The following is an 18,724-nucleotide window of genomic DNA, read 5'->3' as shown; positions in this document are numbered from 1 at the left end:
ATTTCCATTTTCGCGGAAAGTAAACATGAAAAAAAACATACTAATCGTTTTTATAAGTTTAATTAGCATTAAAAGTGTTTTAGCACAAGACACTTTTAATGCTATGTTTTATAACTTATTAAACTTTCCAACACAAACAAATCCTGTTAATAGAATAGACCATTTAAGTATTATTTTAAATGAATACAAACCAGACATATTTATGGTTTGTGAATTAAATAATGAAACAGGTGCTAATAGCATTATTAATATGATGCAACAAGAAATTAACCCTAATTATGCTATGGCTAATTTTGAGTTAAATACTTCGGATGATACTATAGGAAATCAAAACGATTTACAAAACCTATTGTTTTTTAATAACACAAAATTTAGCTTAGAAAATCAAACTATAATTACAACAATATATAGGGATTTTAACCACTACAAACTAAAGCTAAATACAGAAGAAATAAATACAAACCCTATTTATCTAGATGTAATTGTTGGCCATTTAAAAGCTTCTAATGGCGTTGAAAACCAATCTTTGCGTTTGCAAATGGTACAAGACTTAGAAACTTATTTAAATACTATACCGCAAGAAAATCATATCCTATTAGCCGGAGATTTCAACTTATATACTAGCTCTGAAGAGGCTTTTCAAAAATTAATAAATTCCGAAAACCACATTACCTTTGTTGATCCAGCAAACAAAATAGGTTCTTGGCATAACAATACTGATTTTATAGAAGTTTTTACACAGTCCACAAGAACCACTACTGGTTTTGGTGGAGCCACTGGAGGCTTTGATGATCGATTTGATTTTATTTTAACTTCCGAAAGCTTAGACAATTCGACAAATATTAATACCGATTTATTTTTTGTTGAAGATTCTTATCAAGTTATTGGTAATAACGCGAATGTAAATTGTTTTAATCAAGAAATAACATCGACAAGTTGTGCTGAAGATGGAGATGCCTCTACAGCAGATTTTTCTCAAGCAATTAGAGATGCACTTTATAATTTTAGTGATCATCTACCAGTTTCTTTACAAATGCAAACAAATCAGCAATTTTTAAGCATCCCAGAATACATAACATCTAATTATTATGAAATAATTGGGAAAAACTTTGTTTCTAATACTTTAAATTTACGAACCAACAACCAAACATTCACCAACAAAAAACTAAACATTTTTAACACTTTAGGTCAATTAGTAAAAATAATTCCTTTAAATAATGACGAAATTCATAGCATAGACGTTTCTAATTTATCTAATGGTTTATATTACATTACAACACCTAATTTTAATGTAGAACCTTTAAAGTTTGTGAAAGTATATTGAGAAATTGCAACCTACTTTTTATCGTATTCACCTTTGTGAGTTTTTTTAGCTTTAGTCAAAACACCATTGACCTTAAGGCTACTTTTGATGTGGCTGAAAAAAAAATTAAAATAGCTCAAACAATTCAATACCAAAATACAACAAACAATACTTTAGATTACATTTATTTAACCGATTGGAGCAATAGTTATTCCACAAAAAGTACACCGTTAGCTAAACGTTTTGCTGAAGAATATAAAAACGATTTTCATTTCGCAAAAAATGAAGACAGAGGCTATACGGTTATAACCTCTTTACAACAAGACTACAAAGAAGTATCCCACGAAAGACTGAAAGAGCAACTAGATATTATTAAAGTAAAACTAAACACTCCATTAGCTCCTAACGAAACCTACACACTACAATTAAACTATATAGTTCAAATACCTAATGCAAAGTTTACAAGACAAGGTATTTATAAAGACAACAATATTACATTACGATATTGGTATATCACTCCTGCAGTTTATGATGGTGAATGGCATTACTTTAGTAATAAAGATTTAGAAGATGCTTATATTCCTAAAGCAAATCACAACTTTGAAATAACGTATCCTGAGCGTTATATTTTAACTTCAGAACTTAACGAAACCGGAAGCACCAAAAGCAATAACACAATTACAACTACTTTAGAAGGGAAAGATAGAATTAACTCAAAATTATTTTTATTACAAGAACCCCAATTTAATACAGTAGAAACCGATTATTTCAATGTGGTATCTAGTATTGATGACGAAAATCTAGCACAAATTGAAAGAGTACTACTAACAGACAAAATTGCTGGATTTATCACTAAAAATCTTGGCGATTATCCACATGAACGCTTATTAGTTTCTAATACAGATTACAGAAAAAAACCAATATACGGACTTAATTTACTTCCAGATTTCTTCCGTCCTTTTCCAGATAGTTTTCAATATGAATTAAAACTATTAAAAACCGTATTATATAATTACCTAGAAAACACACTTCTAATAAATCCACGAAAAGACCAATGGTTAATAGATGGTTTTCAAATTTATTATTTAAAAAAGTATGTAGAAGAAAATTATCCAGAAATGAAAATTTTTGGAAGCCTTTCTAATATTTGGGGAATAAAATCCTTTTATGCTGCACAGCTTAATTTTAATGATCAATACAGTCTTTTGTTTATGAATATGGCCAGAGGTAACCAAGACCAGCCACTAACTATGCAAAAAGATTCTTTGTTAAAATTCAACAAAAATATTGCAAACCCAAACAAAGCCGCTATTGGTTTAGAGTACTTAAATAGTTATGATGAAAACCTAGATATAGAAAAATCTATTCTTGAATTTGTTTCTAATCAAAAATTAAAAGCAACCAATACTAAAGACTTTGAAAATTTTATAAAACCCAAAGCAAGCAAAGAAATTAATTGGTTTTTTGACGAATATCTAAAAACAACTAAAAAGATAGATTACAAAATTAAAACCATAGAAAAAAATAAAGATTCTATTACAGTAGTTGTAAAAAACAAAAGTAAAACAAACATGCCTTCTTCGTTATTTGCTTTACAAAAAGATAGCATCATCAATAAAACATGGCTAAAAAGCAATAAAAAATTAGATACTATTAAAATAGAAAAAAACGAGGCAACAAAACTAGTAATTAATCAAGATAAAATAACACCAGAATTAAATAATAGAAATAACACAAAAGCATTAACAGCTTCATTATTAAATAAACCCTTACAAATTAGACTTATAAAAGATGTAGAAGACACTAGATACAATCAAGTATTAATCATGCCCATTTTAGAGTTTAATAATATATATGATGGCATCGTTGTAGGTACAAAAGCATATAATAAAACCATGCTTAAAAAAAATCTGACATACAAAATAGCTCCACAATATGGTCTAAAATCGAATGCAATAACAGGCTCTGGAAATGTTGTATATGATCAGTTTAATACCACAAATAGAAACTTATTAAAAATTCAATATGTTTTAACTGGAAGTTATGATAGCTATGCTCCTGGCCTATTTGTAACCTCCATTAAACCATCTATAACACTTCATTTTAGAGACACAAAAAACTTACGCGCCAATAAAAGAGGGTATTTAAACCTTAGATATGTTAGTATTCATAGAGACGAAGATGTAAATAATATTCTCTTAGACGAAGCTGCACCAAACTACAACATACTTAATCTTAGATACATTAATAAAAATCCAGGATTAATAGAATTTTCAAGCTGGTTTGCAGATTTTCAAGCATCCCAAAATTTTAGTAAAGTATCCTTTAATTACGAATACAGAAAACTGTACCAAAACAATAGACAATTAAATGTACGTTTCTTCGCTGGTGCATTCTTAAAAAACAAAAACGATATTAACAGTAATTACTTTAATTTTGCTTTGGACAGACCAACTGATTACTTGTTTGATTACAGTTATTTGGGGAGATCTGAAAGTACTGGATTATTTAGTCAAGAATTAATTATTGCAGAAGGAGGTTTTAAATCTAAATTAGAAACCCCCTTTGCTAACCAATGGATGGCAACAACAAACATAAGCACATCAATTTGGCAATATATTCATGCCTATGGAGATTTAGGAACTTTAAAAAACAAACACCAAAACGCCAAGTTTGTATATGATTCGGGTGTTCGAATTAATTTAGTTGAAGATTATTTTGAAATATATTTCCCTGTATATTCTAATCTTGGTTGGGAAATAGCGCAACCACAATACAACCAAAAAATACGCTTTAAATTCACAGCAGACATACAATCACTTCTAGGGTTGTTTAGAAGACGTTGGTATTAATTGGATACCTTTTTCTGAAAATACTTTACATATAAAAGCTATAAAGAAATCATCGCTGTAAAGCTAATTCTTATATGTGCATTTGAAACACTTTTAATTCTTTTTGAAATTATCCGACTTACCAACAAACAATAAGAATGTTTTTACAATTTACATCTAATTCTTTCCTACTAAAGTGCTATAAACTTTTTTAAAAACAGAACTTTTTCTCAGTTTAAAAATTCTCAATAAAAAATTAATAAACTGAAAATACATTAAAAAATATTCAACAAAAATGCTAATAATTGCATTATTTTTAATTTTTAATAAAATCACGCTTTAAACAATATTGATTTCGCAATTTTTTAAGATTTTCAAAATTGCAAAAACGCTTTATTTTTCGTAAATTTGCAATATATGAAAGCATCAAAAATGACATCTAATCCAGACGAAATAGAAGACATTTCTTATAACGATTTTAAAGCGGAAGTTTTAAAAGACTATACCATCGCTGTAACTTCTAGAGAGTGCAGTTTACTTGGTAGACGTGAAGTGCTTACAGGTAAAGCAAAATTTGGAATTTTTGGAGATGGTAAAGAAATACCACAACTAGCTTGGGCTAAAGCTTTTAAAAATGGAGATTTTAGATCTGGCTACTATCGCGATCAAACTTTCATGATGGCTATAGGCGAATTAACCATTGAGCAATTTTTTGCAGGCCTATATGCACATACCGATATTAAACATGATCCAATGTCTGCTGGTAGACAAATGGGTGGGCATTTTGCAACCCATAGTTTAGACGAAAAAGGAAATTGGAACGACCTTACAAAACAAAAAAACTCAAGTGCCGACATTTCACCAACTGCGGGGCAAATGCCACGTTTACTGGGCTTAGCGCAAGCTTCAAAAATGTATAGAAATATAAATGAAATGGATGCTACTAAGTTTTCGAATAATGGAAATGAAGTAGCTTGGGGAACTATAGGTAATGCAAGTACTAGTGAAGGTTTATTTTTTGAAACCATTAATGCAGCTGGTGTTTTACAAGTACCAATGGTAATGAGTGTTTGGGATGACGAATACGGCATTTCTGTACACGCAAAACACCAAACGACAAAAGAAAACATTTCCGAAATATTAAAAGGTTTTCAACGAGAAGAGAATACCAATGGATACGAAATCTTAAGAGTTCAAGGTTGGGATTATCCAGCTTTAGTAGATACCTACCAAAAAGCATCCAAAATAGCAAGAACACATCATATCCCTGTTTTAATTCATGTTAATGAGTTAACACAACCACAAGGTCATTCTACTTCTGGTTCTCACGAACGTTACAAAAATACGGAACGTCTTAATTGGGAAGCAGCTCACGATTGTAACCTTAAAATGCGCGAATGGATTATTGCCAATAACTTTGCTACTAAAGAAGAACTTAGAACCATTGAGAAAGATATAAAAAAACAAGTTCGTGAAGGTAAAAAAGCTGCTTGGTCTGCTTATAACACTCCAATTCTTCAAGAACGTGAAACGTTAGTTACTCTCCTTGAAAACCTTTCTAAAACGAGTGCTAACAAAGTTTTTATAACAAAATTAATTAATAACTTAACTGCAATTGTAGAACCTATTAGAAAAGATAATATTTCTACTGCTAGAAAAGTGTTACGTTATGTATTAAACGAAGATTCTTCAGAAAAAACACAACTTATAAACTGGATTAATAGTTATATAAACCTAATCCAACCTAAATATAGCTCCCATTTACATAGTCACTCTAAACTTTCCGCTTTACATGTAAAAGAGGTAAAACCAACTTATGATGACGATGCTAAATTAGTAGATGCTCGTTTAGTTATTAGAGATAATTTTGATACGCTCTTTGCAAAACATCCAGAAGTATTAATTTTTGGTGAGGATGCAGGACATATTGGAGATGTAAACCAAGGCCTAGAAGGTATGCAAGAAAAGTATGGTGAATTGCGGGTCTCAGATACTGGAATTCGTGAAGCCACTATTATAGGTCAAGGAATTGGAATGGCAATGCGTGGTTTAAGACCAATTGCCGAAATTCAATACCTAGATTATATCTTGTACGCTTTGCAAATAATGAGCGACGATTTAGCAACCTTGCATTATAGAACTCATGGTAGACAAAAAGCACCATTAATTATTCGTACACGTGGACACCGACTAGAAGGTATTTGGCATTCTGGTTCGCAAATGGGAGGTGTTATTAATCTTGTTAGAGGTATACATGTTTTAGTACCTAGAAATATGACAAAAGCCGCTGGTTTTTACAATACCCTATTAGAAAGTGACGAACCTGCTTTAGTAGTAGAATGTTTAAATGGATACCGTCTAAAAGAAAAAATGCCAAACAATATTGGTGCATTTAAAACACCATTAGGAGTCGTAGAAACCATTAAAGAAGGAAGCGATATTACTTTAGTTTCTTACGGTTCTACTTTAAATATGGTAGCTCAAGCAGCAAAAGAATTGATTGAAGTGGGTATTGATGTAGAGGTTATAGATATTCAATCCCTTTTACCTTTTGATATTAATCATGATATTGTAAAAAGTATAGCTAAAACCAACCGTCTTATGGTTATAGATGAAGATGTTCCTGGTGGTGCTTCTGCTTATATTTTAAATGAAATATTAAACACACAAAACGCATACGAGCATTTAGATAGTAAACCGCAAACCTTAACTGCCAAAAGCCATCGTCCTGCTTATGGTACAGATGGTGATTATTTTTCTAAACCTTCATTAGAAGATATTTTTGAAGCTGTTTACCAAGTTATGCACGAAGCAAATCCTAGCGATTTTCCAAAATTGAGATAACAATTTTTTAAATATGAATTTAAAAGCCTTTCAATACATACTTGAAAGGTTTTTTTTATATTTATAGAAATCAATAAAAGCAAATGCTTACCAAAAAAGACAAAGAACAACTTCGAGGAACTATTTTTAAACATTTAGATGGTATTGCTACAGCAACGACAGCATATTCTCTTTACAAAAAAGGGGTTTTAGATTTTTTATTGGAACAAAAAAAAACAACCACTGAAGAAATTACTACAAGTTTTAAAGCTAACGAAGGCTACTTAAACATTGCATTACGCATTTTAGCTTCACAAGGTTGGCTGCAGCAACATGTAGATAACGTTTCTAACAAAGTAACTTATCAAATAAATGGAAATAGCAAAGCGGCTTTTCATCTTGCAAGCCATTATGAAGATGCTGTTAAGCTGCTCTCCTATTCGGTTACATTCCCAGAAAACCATATAAGTGCAGATACTTTTATTGTTTTAGAGCAGATTTTTAAAAACTATCAAAACAATTTTGGCTTACAAGCAAAAACAGAAATAGAACAACAAGTTTTAAAACATATCGAAGGCTGTATCGTAGCTCCAATAATTGTGATGCTAGGTGTAAATGGCTTGTTTCATAAATACTTCATGGAAGCTTCTTTTACAGCAGAAGAATATCATAAAGATCCAGAAAGTTTTAAAAAAATTCTAGACTTCTTTTCGTTTTTAGGATGGTTTGTCAAAAAGAAAAACACCTACCAATTTACAGATCAAGGGTTATTTTTTGCAAAAAGAGCTAGTGCCTATGGGGTAACTGTTTCTTATTTACCAACTTTTTTACAATTAGACGAATTGCTTTTTGGAAATCCTTTAGTATTAAAAACAAACTCACCTCAAGAAACGGAAAAGCATGTACATCGAGAAATGAATGTTTGGGGAAGTGGTGGTGCGCATTCAACATATTTTAAAGTAATAGATCAAGTAATTATTAAACTCTTTAATAAACCAATTAATGAACAACCTAAAGGGATTCTAGATATGGGTTGTGGTAATGGCGCTTTTATAAATCATATTTTTGATGTCATTGAACACCAAACTATTCGTGGTAAAATGCTGGAAGAACACCCGTTATTATTGGTTGGTGCAGATTTTAATCAGGCTGCACTAAAAGTAACCAGAGCAAATTTAATAAAAGCAGATATCTGGGCTAAAGTAATTTGGGGCGATATTGGTAGACCCGATTTATTAGCTAAAGACCTTAAAGAAGATTATAATATAGCACTTAAAGATTTACTTAATGTTCGTACCTTTTTAGATCATAACCGAATTTGGGAAACACCAGAAGTGATTAGTAATAAAGTAAGCACTTCTACTGGAGCATATGCAAATCAAGGAAAACGTTTGCCTAATAATTTAGTAGAAGACTCCTTACGAGAACATTTATTAAAATGGAAACCTTATGTGGAGCAATTTGGTTTATTAATTATCGAGTTACACACCATTAACCCAAAACTTATTGCACAAAATATTGGAAAAACTGCAGCAACTGCCTACGATGCTACACATGGTTATAGCGACCAATTTATTTTAGAAGTTGACGTATTTAACAAAATAGCTACCGAAGTAGGCTTGCAACCAGATGCAAATTATTTTTCGAAATTTCCAGATAACGACTTAGCAACAGTAAGTGTAAATTTATTAAAAGGATAAAGTAAAAATGACAGAACCAGATACATTAACTACAAGGGATTGGCTCGCAATAGAAAGAACTAAGCTAGCAAACGAACGTACTTTTTTAGCTTATTTTAGAACTTTTTTAGTAATACTTGGTACAGGGTTAGCTATTTTAAAACTAGACCTTTTTTCCGAACTTAAAACCTTTGGGGTAACGCTATTAGCTATTTCTCCTGTTATTTTATTAATAGGTTTATATCGATTATTTCGAGTGAAAAAAACGATTAATAAACACTACAAAACATCGCAGTAAACAAAACTGTTGATTTTAAAAATAAACTGGCCATAAAAACTATACTTGAAAAAGAGTAGTTAAAAAAATCACACAATAAAATCGTTACTATTATTATATTTGAATGTATTGAAATTCATTCCAGCTTTATTATTTAGCTTTTCTTTTACATAAGAATAAAGTTTATAATCATATGCATTGTATTTCAAAATTTTACTTTTTAAAGCATCATCTAGAAACATTTCATATTCAATAGGTGTCCTTTTTCTTATCGTAATATGCTTCTTTAATTTTACGGATGTTAATTCTTGAAATTGGTGCAAAAATTGACTGTAATTTTCTGTTAGACCGCAATGAATAGAAAGAGTTTCAATACTATCAATGATTTTCTGATAGTCGCTGGCTGTTATGGGTTTTGGATCAGCTATTTTTCGACCTAGTAGAAATTTAATTTGATAATTATGTGTGTGCGGGAATTTAATATATTCTTTTAATGAATTAGGCAGTGGCCTAAGTTTAGAAATAATAGCAGCGTTTGTATTACCATCTTTTCCGTTAAGCATATGATATTGAAATGTAAACTCCGAAACAATTCTGTCTACTGGATGCCTAATAAGCATAAATATTAAAAATTTATCCTTAAAATTTAAATGTAAAGACTTATCAAAGATTTCGGGAGATTGAAAATAACGGTGTTTAGTACTAAAATCTATATGACTAATTTTAACATTGCCAATTTGGTCGATAATATGGGAAGGTAATTTATAATCTTCTTTTGTAATTTTAATAGAATCCTTTAATAACCCTACAAATGTAGACCCTCCAGTTTTAGGGATGTGTAAAAAAATAGCATTTTTTTTTGATATATTCTTTCTTTGAAATAATTTGATCATATAAATATTTTAAGAACGTAATACTTCTACCACTAATCCGAGAACTTCATTTGAATTATTGATAACCGTATGACAATAGTTTATTGGAATAAAAACAATATCGTTTGGAGATTGTATACATTCATAAACCTTATCTACCTTAGCAGGAAGTTTAGCGTACTCCTTTTTAAACCAATCTTTAGCATGAGTGCCAGGAGGATATTTTTTATGAGTCTTCATCATTAATGAATAACCATTTGGTGCTATAATCCTATCGGCATCATACATAACCCAACGTTTCTCTCCTTCCCGAAGAATATTAAAGGCATCTCTATGAATGTGAGGCAAAGTACCAGCGTCTTTAACAGAATGATAAAAGAAAAACCGATGTATATTCTTCTTTGAAAAAAACATATTAGGAAATTTTATTCCCTTCAAAAAAAAAGGCTCCTTTTTTCGATCATACCCCTCCAATGTTAAAGTACTCTTATTTTTATGCGTGTTGAAGTAATTTTTTAGCGTCGTTTTATCTTTAGAATAGGCAGGCCTTGAATCACTAATTACGGTACATAAGTAATCCCCATTTTTTTCGGAAATATAATCTTTGGTCCACAACTTAATTAATGGCCAATCATGAGCTCCATTTTTTATAATTAAAGGCACTCTTGGATTCAAATACTTAGTTAAGAAAGTATTTTTATCTAGTTCTGAATATAAAACTTCATCAATTTTTAGTACAGAAGAAGAGTTTGGTTTAAAAAAATTTAATATTCCCATAGTATATTAAAATAAAACATTTTTATAAAGCAATTTAATAAAAAAACAACCAAATAATAACTTAGTTATAATCATATCTATTTTTAATAGTTGCATTATTATTTTTTAAACGATAAAAACTAATTTATACTTTTATTAAAATCCTACATTAACAAAATAAATATAATGATAAAGATAGATAGGGCAAACTCGAAAACAACAGTATGATTTACTAGATTATTTTAAGTAAATAAGCATTATAAAATATAGTAATATAAAACCTTCTAAGCTTAGTTTTCGTATTTTGCAACTAGAATTAGAAAACAAAAATAGTTTTATAAAAAACATATTATTTATGCTACTCCTTTTAGCGTGAATACATTTTGGACAGAAAATAACAAAAGACAAACTTTTATTTGATTGCAAAGCAATGGCTATTTTCGATTTTAAGCATCTAAACGTGAAAAAGCTTTAATCCCTTTTTCGTAGTGAAAAAGAGTATAAAGATTGTGTTAACTAAAAATATTTCCTCTTTCGAGGTAAGTAAATATGAAAACAGCTACTGTAAAACAACTTAAAGACGAACTAAAACATAACTCTACCGAAGAATTAATGAATCTTTGTTTGCGTTTATCTCGCTTTAAAAAGGAAAATAAAGAACTGCTTACTTATTTGCTTTTTGAAGCACATGATGAAGCAGAATATATTGAAAACGTAAAACAGGAAATAGATACTCAGTTTGAAACCATAAATACAGATAGTTATTTTTATATTAAAAAGAGTGTGCGTAAAATATTAAGACTCATAAAAAAATTTAGTCGCTATTCTTTAAAAAAAGAAACCGAAGTAGAGCTACTACTCTACTTTTGCCAAAAACTTAAAGCCTTTAAACCATCTATAAAAAGAAACGTTACGCTTACCAATATTTATGACAGACAAATAAATTCTATAAAAAAAATAATTTCGGGTTTACATGAAGACTTACAATACGATTACACAATGGCTTTAGAGGATTTAGAAAATTAATACATTTAGCTATTAAAACGGGTAGTTTAAAGCTCTATACTTTCACCAATATCTAAAAGCATCAAATCTTTATCCTTATTAAAAAATTCTTTTTTAGCAGCTTCATGGTCAATTTCTATATAGCCAAAAGTATCAAAATGATATCCTAAGACCTTATCACATTGCACAAAATCACTTGCAAGAATAGCATCAGCTATTCCCATAGTAAAATTGTCACCAATTGGTAAAATAGCTAAATCTAACTTCGTTTGCAGCGGTATTAATTTCATATCATACGTTAAAGCAGTATCTCCTGCTATATATATATTTTTATGTTCACCTTCTAAAACAAAACCTCCTGGTTGTCCTCCATATTTACCATCAGGAAAAGAGGAAGTGTGTATCGCATTAACATATTTAAGGCTTCCAAATTCAAAATCCCAAGTTCCGCCATGATTCATTGGATGCCCTTCTAATCCTAAATTTTGAAAATGTGTTACGATTTCATAATTAGAAATAATTACTGCATCTGTACGTTTTGCTATTGCTTCCACATCTAAAATATGATCTTGATGTGCATGTGTTAGTAATATATAATCTGCTTGTAAAGTTTCTATATTAATATGTGAAGCTTTTGGGTTTCCTGTAATAAATGGGTCGACAAGAATATGTACATCTTCAATTTGAATACCTAAACTTGCATGCCCGAAAAATGTGATTTTCATAATTATTTTTTAGAAAAGAAAATTACAAAAAAAACTCAGACATATTGAAGAATTTGTCTGAGTTTTTCAATCCCCAAAATTGAAGTTCATACTTTAGTATACCATAAAGCATCAACAAAATAAATATACGCATAATTATTTGATTTACAAATACTTATAGTCAAAATTAATAGCGAAAATAATTATTATAAGAAATGTATTACAACAAATGACCAATAGCTAACAGAATGGCTAATAAAAAAGTGGTAAGTGCTAATTTTTTAAGCTCTGGATCGAGATGCACAGGATTGGTATTGTTCTTAACGTTTTTTAAGTGTATAAACAAAGGGATATATGCAATAAGGAATAGCAAATTAAATATAGAGGTATAATATAAAATTCCAAAAACAAAGGATAAAATTATGGCTGAAATAATTAAAAAGTAATGATACTTTTTTGCTTTACTGCTTCCTAATTTAACTACTAGAGTATTTTTATTCGCTTTTCTATCCGATTCAATATCTCTCATATTATTTAAATTAAGCACTGCTGCACTTAAAAAACCTAGAACACAAGCAGGTAAAAAAGTAACATGATCAATTTGTTTACTATATAAAACATAACTTCCTATCACACTTACTAAACCAAAAAACAAAAAAACAAAAACATCTCCTAAACCTCTATAACCATAAGCATTATTTCCCATAGTATATCTAATTGCAGCATAGATAGATGATAAACCTATAACAAAAAATGCTAATGCATATAATAAGTGTTTAGAGCCAAATGCGGAATAGATTAAGCTAAAAGATAAAATAATACAAATAAGAATGTTTTTTTTAATTACTTCCAGCATTGCTTCTGCTGAAATGTTTCCACTTTGTAATGCTCGTTGTGGACCAATTCTATCTTCATTATCTGTTCCTTTTACACCATCGCCATAATCGTTTGCAAAATTTGAAAGTACTTGAAGGCTAATAGTTGTTAATATTGCTAATGTAAAAACTTGCCAATCAAAAAAACCATTATATGCAGCCAAAGCGGTACCTACTATTATTCCGGAAATAGAAAGTGGTAAAGTTCTTAATCTTGCAGCTTGTACCCAATATTTAAGTGTACTCATAAATTATGGAATCCACTTTTTAGGAAAGTTTGGTTTACGTTTTTCAAGAAAAGCATCACGTCCTTCTTTTGCTTCATCTGTCATATAAGCTAATCGAGTAGCTTCACCAGCAAAAACTTGCTGACCAACCATACCGTCATCTGTTAAATTCATTGCAAACTTTAGCATCTTAATAGATGTTGGCGATTTTTCTAGTATTTCTTGCGCCCAATTATAAGCTGTTTCTTCTAATTCAGCATGGGGAATTACTGCATTTACCATACCCATATCGAAAGCTTCTTGAGCAGTATAATTTCTTCCTAAGAAAAAGATTTCACGTGCTTTTTTCTGCCCAACCATTTTAGCTAAATAAGCAGAACCATAACCTCCATCGAAACTAGTTACATCTGCATCTGTTTGTTTAAAAATGGCGTGTTCTTTACTTGCTAATGTTAAATCGCAAACCACATGTAAACTATGACCTCCACCAACAGCCCAACCTGGAACTACAGCGATTACTGCTTTTGGCATAAAACGAATTAAACGTTGTACCTCAAGAATATTTAACCGGTGGTAACCATCTTCACCAACATACCCTTGATGACCTCTTGCTTTTTGATCTCCTCCAGAACAAAAACTCCAAATACCATCTTTGGTAGACGGTCCTTCTGCAGATAATAATACTACACCAATACTAGTGTCTTCTCCTGCATCATAAAAAGCATCATATAATTCTTTAGTCGTTTTTGGTCTAAATGCATTTCTAATATCTGGTCTGTTAAAAGCTATTCTAGCAACCCCATTACACTTTTTGTATGTAATGTCTTCGTATTCTTTTGCTGTTATCCAATTTGTTTGACTCATCGTTTTTTTTTGGAGAGTAAAAATACTTCTTTTTTCAAACTACTACAACTAATAATTGACGTAAAGCTTCAAAACAAAACTTAAACTACTGTTTAACAGATAGTTCAAAATCATTCGGTTTTCTAGATTGATGTTTTTTCTTACACAGACAATGTATTTTGTCGATGTTTATTGATTTTAATCGTTAAAATTGATTTTGTAAATAAGAATGATACATATAAAAGTAATCCCGTCTAATTTTGCTTCGAAACTGAAAGCAAAGGAATGAAATTAATTGATTCTAAATATGTTACACTAAAACATACCGCAATAAAAACAAATTTTGGTATGGTATACTGTTTTAAACATTTTATTGTTACAGAAGTAAATGAAGCTGTTATATATGATTCAAAATGTTCAAAGGAATTAACAGAATTAATATTTAATCATTATGGAAAAAACACCTGTTTACATGTAATTTCAAATAGAGTAAACAATTACTCTGTAGTGCCTACATATTGGTTTGATTTCTATAAAAATGAAAATGCTAAAAACCTAAAAAGTGTTTCCTTTGTTTATTATAATGCATTGGCATATTCTAATGCAAAATTAGAACAAACGTTTATAAAATGTAAAACAGAATGTTTTAAAGATTTGCAAGATGCTATACATAGTTTTTCAAATATTATTGATAAAAGGACCGCTTAAGTAAGGTAGATTAAAAACCCTAAAAAACGGATTAAATAGCACCTAAAAACTAATTTAATCTACCTTAAGCCTCCTATAACTTTTTTGCTCCAAACACTACCTACAAAACTACTTATTTAGGCAAGTATTTTTTATTAAAGCTATTAAACACCTAATAGTACCATTAATTTTTAATTAGAAGTTAATGGTACTTCATGTACTAAATGAAAATTATTGAAACTAATTTAAACAATTTTATAGAAGATACTCACACTTCTAAAAATGGTACCTTCTATTTTTTTAAAGATTTTATTGTATCTGAAATTAACCAAGGCGCTATAATAAACTGGGAGACTGCACAAGAGATTATAAATATGGCTACCGATTATTATGGAGAAAACCCTCAAATTTGCTACATATCTAATAGAATAAATCCATACTCTATTAATCCGATTGATTGGAATATTTTTTTTAAGTCTGGAAAGCGTTTAAATGGTTACGCAATAGTTTCTTATACAGAAAATGGCTGGTTAAATGCTTTAATAGAAAAATTGTTTTATAATTCTAAAATTGCTCGATTTAAGAATCTTTTTGAAGCGATTAGTTGGGTAAAAGAAATAAATTATAATGCAACAAAAAATAACACTTAATATCTAAACTTGATGAATTCCGTCTTCTTTAATTTCAATAAGTTTTTGCTTGTATAAAGACCCTACAGCTTTTTTAAAGCTCTTTTTACTCATTTGGAGTAATTCTTTAATCACTTCTGGATTTGATTTGTCTGTTAAGTTTAAAAAACCGTTATTATCTTGAAGATGATTCATTATTTTTTCTGCATTGGGTTCAATATTTCGATAACCTACTTGCCCTAAAATAATATCTATTTTATTTCCTGGTCTAATTTTTTTAACAACTCCTTTCAACTTATCGCCTACACTAATATCTTGAAAAATATTATCGGTATAAATTAAACCAGAGTGTTTTTTATTTATAATAACATTCCAACCAATATCACTTTTATGGGATGCTATTAAATCTACTGCATCAAATTCTGCAACACTCAGTTCGTTATTATCTAAAAACTGATTCGTCTTACTTGAAGCCACTAACCTATTCGTTTCTTCGTCTAAAAAACAATATACCAAATACCAGCCTCCTTTTTTCATTTCGTAGGCTTGTTCTTTAAATGGGCAAAACAATTCTTTTACCATTCCCCAATCTAAAAAAGCTCCAAATTTAGTAGTTTCATTACAGCGCAATAAAGCAAATTCATTACGTTGTATATATGGTTTATCGGTTACTGCAACTAAACGTTCCTGATTATCTAAATAAACAAATACTTCTAACTTGTCCCAAATTTTAAATGTTTCTGGTACATATCTATTGGGTAGTAAGACTTCATTATCTTCTTCATCACTCAAGAATAATCCTGGTTCAGTTTCACGTATAATAGAAAGCGTATTGTATTTTCCTAAATGTATCATGCTGCAAAAGTAAGGATATTAAAAGTTAAAAATGTTATTTTTTAATTACGAAATTAACAGAAAACAAAAAAGCACTACATTGCTGTAGCGCTTTTTATAAATTTTGTAATTAAAGGTCTATTTGTAAACAGACTCTTTTTTGAAATGTTGTGTTAATAAGTAATATACAACTGCTCTATATTTACTTCTGTTAGATTTACCATATTTTTCCATTACAGAATCTATAGCTTTATCTAAATCTGCACTGTCTGCTAAGCCTAATTTTTTTATTAAAAAATTGTTTTTTACTGTTGCAAGTTCAGATGCATCAGATCCTGAAACTGTTGCAGCATCTGCATTGTAAATAGATGGTCCACAACCAATTGTTACTTTAGTTAATAAATCCATATCTGGAGTTACACCAATTTTGTCTTTTAAATCTGCAGCATACTTTACAATTAAATCATCTCTTTTACTCATTCTTATTATATTTTATTGTTATTGATTGTTTTAAGTATTCTAAAGATACGCTATTTAAATATTTTCTAATAAGAAAAAAATATTAAAGACTTTATTTTATCGACTAAACAACAGTATTTAACGACAAACTACCTTATCGCCTTAAAATAATTTAATAATACCGTGTCATTAGCAGTTCTAGGTGTAAAGACTTCTAAAATTTTTGGATTTTCTCCTTCAGAATAAAATGAAGGTAAAACAGACTGTAGCTCTTCTAAATTAGTAGCACTTTCATAAGTAAAACCATACATTGTACTTAAATGTTTAGCAGAAAGATGGTGTTTGGTTTCAAAAAAGGTATCAAAATTTTCAGAGTTCTTATCTCCTGGAAGTATTCTAAAAATCCCTCCTCCTTCATTATTTATAACAATAATTCTAAAATTAATAGGTATATAATTATTCCAAAGCGCATTACTATCGTAAAAGAAGCTTAAATCTCCTGTTATAAAAATAGTTTGTTTTGTGTTTGCTACAGCACAACCAACAGCCGTACTTGTACTTCCATCGATTCCGCTAGTTCCTCGATTACAATAAACTTCTAATGTTTTATTAATATTAAATAGCTGCGCATACCTAATGGTAGAACTGTTACTTAATTGTAAAACGGTATGATCTGGAATTGACTTTAAAATAGATTTAAAGGCTTTTAAATCGGAAAATGCTATATTTTCAAAATAAGCTGTATGCTTCTTTTTTCGTTCTTTTTTTACAGCCTTCCAATAATCTTGATAATCGCTTTTAGTTAGGTGCTTAACTTCATTTAAAAACTGTTCAAAAAATAGATTTGGTGCCATTTTTATAGAATGTTCTAAACAGAAAAAAGTATCGTTTGCTTTTTCTGTTCCTATGTGCCAATGTTGTTTTGGTTTATAAGTTCGTAAAAAGGCCTTAACTTTCTTAGACACTATTAATCCACCAAAAGTTATTAGAATATCTGGTTGTAAAGCTTTAAAGCCTTCTACATCTAAGGGAGCTATTATCTTGTCTATGCTGTTAAAAAAGTGAGGATGATGTATATTTGAAGTTGTTTCTGTGAAAACCACAACACTCTCGTCATCTGCAAGCTCATCCAACCATTTTTGGGCTATACTATTTGGTTTATTTACACCAACGACTACCATTTTCCTTTTAGCATCATACCAATCGGAAACTAATTTTGATACAAGTAAATCTTCCATTTTATTGGGTTTTAAAGTAACCTCAACGACTTTTGGTTTTACTGTTAAAGTATCTACAGTTTCATACAAAGGTTCATCAAACGGGATATTAATATGTACTGGACCACTTTTATAGATTGCAATGTTTAAAGCTTCATTTATTTCTTTTTCATTTTGCAATTGAATACCTTGCTGTAAGCCTAAAAATTTTTCTAATTTATTTTCAAGATTCTTAAAAATTGGTAATTCTTCATTTTGAACAAAACTATTTTCTTCTTTAATATCTTGTTTTAAATTTGCCGAATACAAGATGTGATTTTCGTACACATTTTCTTGATTAATGGTTTGTCCATCTCCAATTCCAATTAAATGCTTTGGTCTGTCCGCAGATAAAACTACTAATGGTATATTGCTGTAAAAAGCTTCAGCTATTGCAGGATAATAATTTAACAATGCACTACCAGATGAACAAACAACTGCAACGGGTTTTTGTATTTGTTGCGCAATTCCTAAAGCAAAAAATGCAGCACAACGTTCATCTACAATACTGTAACATGTAAAAAAATCATCGTGAGTAAATCCAATGGTTAATGGTGCATTTCTACTTCCTGGAGAAATAACAATATGCTTTATATTCTTTGTTTTACAAAGCTGAATAACGGTTTGTGCTAAAGGAATTTTTGGGTATTTCATCTAACAACCA

General features: G+C 29.8%; 16 protein-coding genes. 8 read left to right on the top strand and 8 right to left on the bottom strand.

The genetic code is table 11. The annotated features are described in order from the left end of the window. Positions 1–25 precede the first annotated feature (25 nt). The 5 genes from ACVC3Y_RS03685 to ACVC3Y_RS03665 all read left to right on the top strand — a co-directional run bounded on the left by ACVC3Y_RS03685 (position 26) and on the right by ACVC3Y_RS03665 (position 8,934). Positions 26–1,324 carry an endonuclease/exonuclease/phosphatase family protein gene (locus ACVC3Y_RS03685; protein WP_452226146.1) on the top strand — a complete coding sequence of 433 codons (1,299 nt, stop codon included), beginning with the start codon at positions 26–28 and terminating at the stop codon, positions 1,322–1,324. An 89-nt stretch (positions 1,325–1,413) separates the two neighbouring features. Further along, on the top strand, positions 1,414–4,155 hold the full coding sequence (locus ACVC3Y_RS03680) for a metalloprotease (protein WP_452226145.1): 2,742 nt from the start codon (positions 1,414–1,416) through the stop codon (positions 4,153–4,155). A gap of 411 nt (positions 4,156–4,566) precedes the next feature. Next, on the top strand, positions 4,567–6,978 hold the full coding sequence (locus tag ACVC3Y_RS03675; protein ID WP_452226250.1) for an alpha-ketoacid dehydrogenase subunit alpha/beta: 2,412 nt from the start codon (positions 4,567–4,569) through the stop codon (positions 6,976–6,978). 83 nt (positions 6,979–7,061) lie between these two features. Then, positions 7,062–8,657 (top strand): class I SAM-dependent methyltransferase, encoded by a 1,596-nt coding sequence (locus ACVC3Y_RS03670; protein ID WP_452226144.1) that lies wholly within the window; start codon positions 7,062–7,064, stop codon positions 8,655–8,657. Between the two features lie 7 nt (positions 8,658–8,664). Beyond that, positions 8,665–8,934, top strand: a complete 270-nt coding sequence (locus ACVC3Y_RS03665) for a DUF202 domain-containing protein (RefSeq protein WP_452226143.1) — start codon at positions 8,665–8,667, stop codon at positions 8,932–8,934. 68 nt (positions 8,935–9,002) lie between these two features. Here the strand turns inward: ACVC3Y_RS03665 and ACVC3Y_RS03660 are convergent, their stop codons facing one another. Both ACVC3Y_RS03660 and ACVC3Y_RS03655 read right to left on the bottom strand, forming a co-directional pair. After that, on the bottom strand, positions 9,003–9,806 hold the full coding sequence (locus tag ACVC3Y_RS03660; protein WP_452226142.1) for a sulfotransferase family 2 domain-containing protein: 804 nt from the start codon (positions 9,804–9,806) through the stop codon (positions 9,003–9,005). Between the two features lie 9 nt (positions 9,807–9,815). Continuing rightward, positions 9,816–10,562: a hypothetical protein gene (locus ACVC3Y_RS03655; RefSeq protein ID WP_452226141.1), complete on the bottom strand. Its 747-nt coding sequence runs from the start codon at positions 10,560–10,562 to the stop codon at positions 9,816–9,818. 528 nt (positions 10,563–11,090) lie between these two features. Here ACVC3Y_RS03655 and ACVC3Y_RS03650 point away from each other — a divergent pair. After that, a complete protein-coding gene (locus ACVC3Y_RS03650; RefSeq protein WP_303424245.1) occupies positions 11,091–11,567 on the top strand; it encodes a hypothetical protein in 477 nt (158 codons plus the stop codon). A gap of 26 nt (positions 11,568–11,593) precedes the next feature. Here ACVC3Y_RS03650 and ACVC3Y_RS03645 read toward each other — a convergent pair whose 3' ends face one another. The 3 genes from ACVC3Y_RS03645 to ACVC3Y_RS03635 form a co-directional block, all read right to left on the bottom strand. After that, a complete protein-coding gene (locus ACVC3Y_RS03645; protein ID WP_303424244.1) occupies positions 11,594–12,271 on the bottom strand; it encodes a metal-dependent hydrolase in 678 nt (225 codons plus the stop codon). 199 nt (positions 12,272–12,470) lie between these two features. Beyond that, positions 12,471–13,373: a 1,4-dihydroxy-2-naphthoate octaprenyltransferase gene (gene menA, locus ACVC3Y_RS03640; protein WP_452226140.1), complete on the bottom strand. Its 903-nt coding sequence runs from the start codon at positions 13,371–13,373 to the stop codon at positions 12,471–12,473. Positions 13,374–13,376: 3 nt separating this feature from the next. Continuing rightward, the gene (locus ACVC3Y_RS03635; protein ID WP_303424242.1) at positions 13,377–14,216 is read right to left on the bottom strand and encodes a 1,4-dihydroxy-2-naphthoyl-CoA synthase; all 840 of its coding nucleotides are present in this window, start codon (positions 14,214–14,216) and stop codon (positions 13,377–13,379) included. A 264-nt stretch (positions 14,217–14,480) separates the two neighbouring features. Here ACVC3Y_RS03635 and ACVC3Y_RS03630 point away from each other — a divergent pair, with 264 nt between their 5' ends. Then, entirely contained in the window at positions 14,481–14,903 is a 423-nt protein-coding gene (locus ACVC3Y_RS03630) for a hypothetical protein (RefSeq protein WP_452226139.1), read from the top strand. Between the two features lie 203 nt (positions 14,904–15,106). Beyond that, a complete protein-coding gene (locus ACVC3Y_RS03625; protein ID WP_452226138.1) occupies positions 15,107–15,532 on the top strand; it encodes a hypothetical protein in 426 nt (141 codons plus the stop codon). A gap of 3 nt (positions 15,533–15,535) precedes the next feature. On the opposite strand, the gene ACVC3Y_RS03620 is transcribed toward ACVC3Y_RS03625, so the two are convergent. From ACVC3Y_RS03620 to menD, 3 genes are all read right to left on the bottom strand, one after another. Continuing rightward, positions 15,536–16,366 (bottom strand): CvfB family protein, encoded by an 831-nt coding sequence (locus tag ACVC3Y_RS03620; RefSeq protein ID WP_303424239.1) that lies wholly within the window; start codon positions 16,364–16,366, stop codon positions 15,536–15,538. Positions 16,367–16,483: 117 nt separating this feature from the next. Further along, complete coding sequence (locus tag ACVC3Y_RS03615) at positions 16,484–16,825, bottom strand: DUF2853 family protein (protein WP_203459243.1); 342 nt, start codon at positions 16,823–16,825, stop codon at positions 16,484–16,486. 128 nt (positions 16,826–16,953) lie between these two features. Next, positions 16,954–18,714, bottom strand: a complete 1,761-nt coding sequence (gene menD / locus ACVC3Y_RS03610; RefSeq protein ID WP_452226137.1) for a 2-succinyl-5-enolpyruvyl-6-hydroxy-3-cyclohexene-1-carboxylic-acid synthase — start codon at positions 18,712–18,714, stop codon at positions 16,954–16,956. Between the last annotated feature and the right edge of the window lie 10 nt (positions 18,715–18,724).

Source organism: Lacinutrix cladophorae (assembly GCF_053604645.1).
This window is presented reverse-complemented; position numbering and strand designations above follow the sequence as displayed.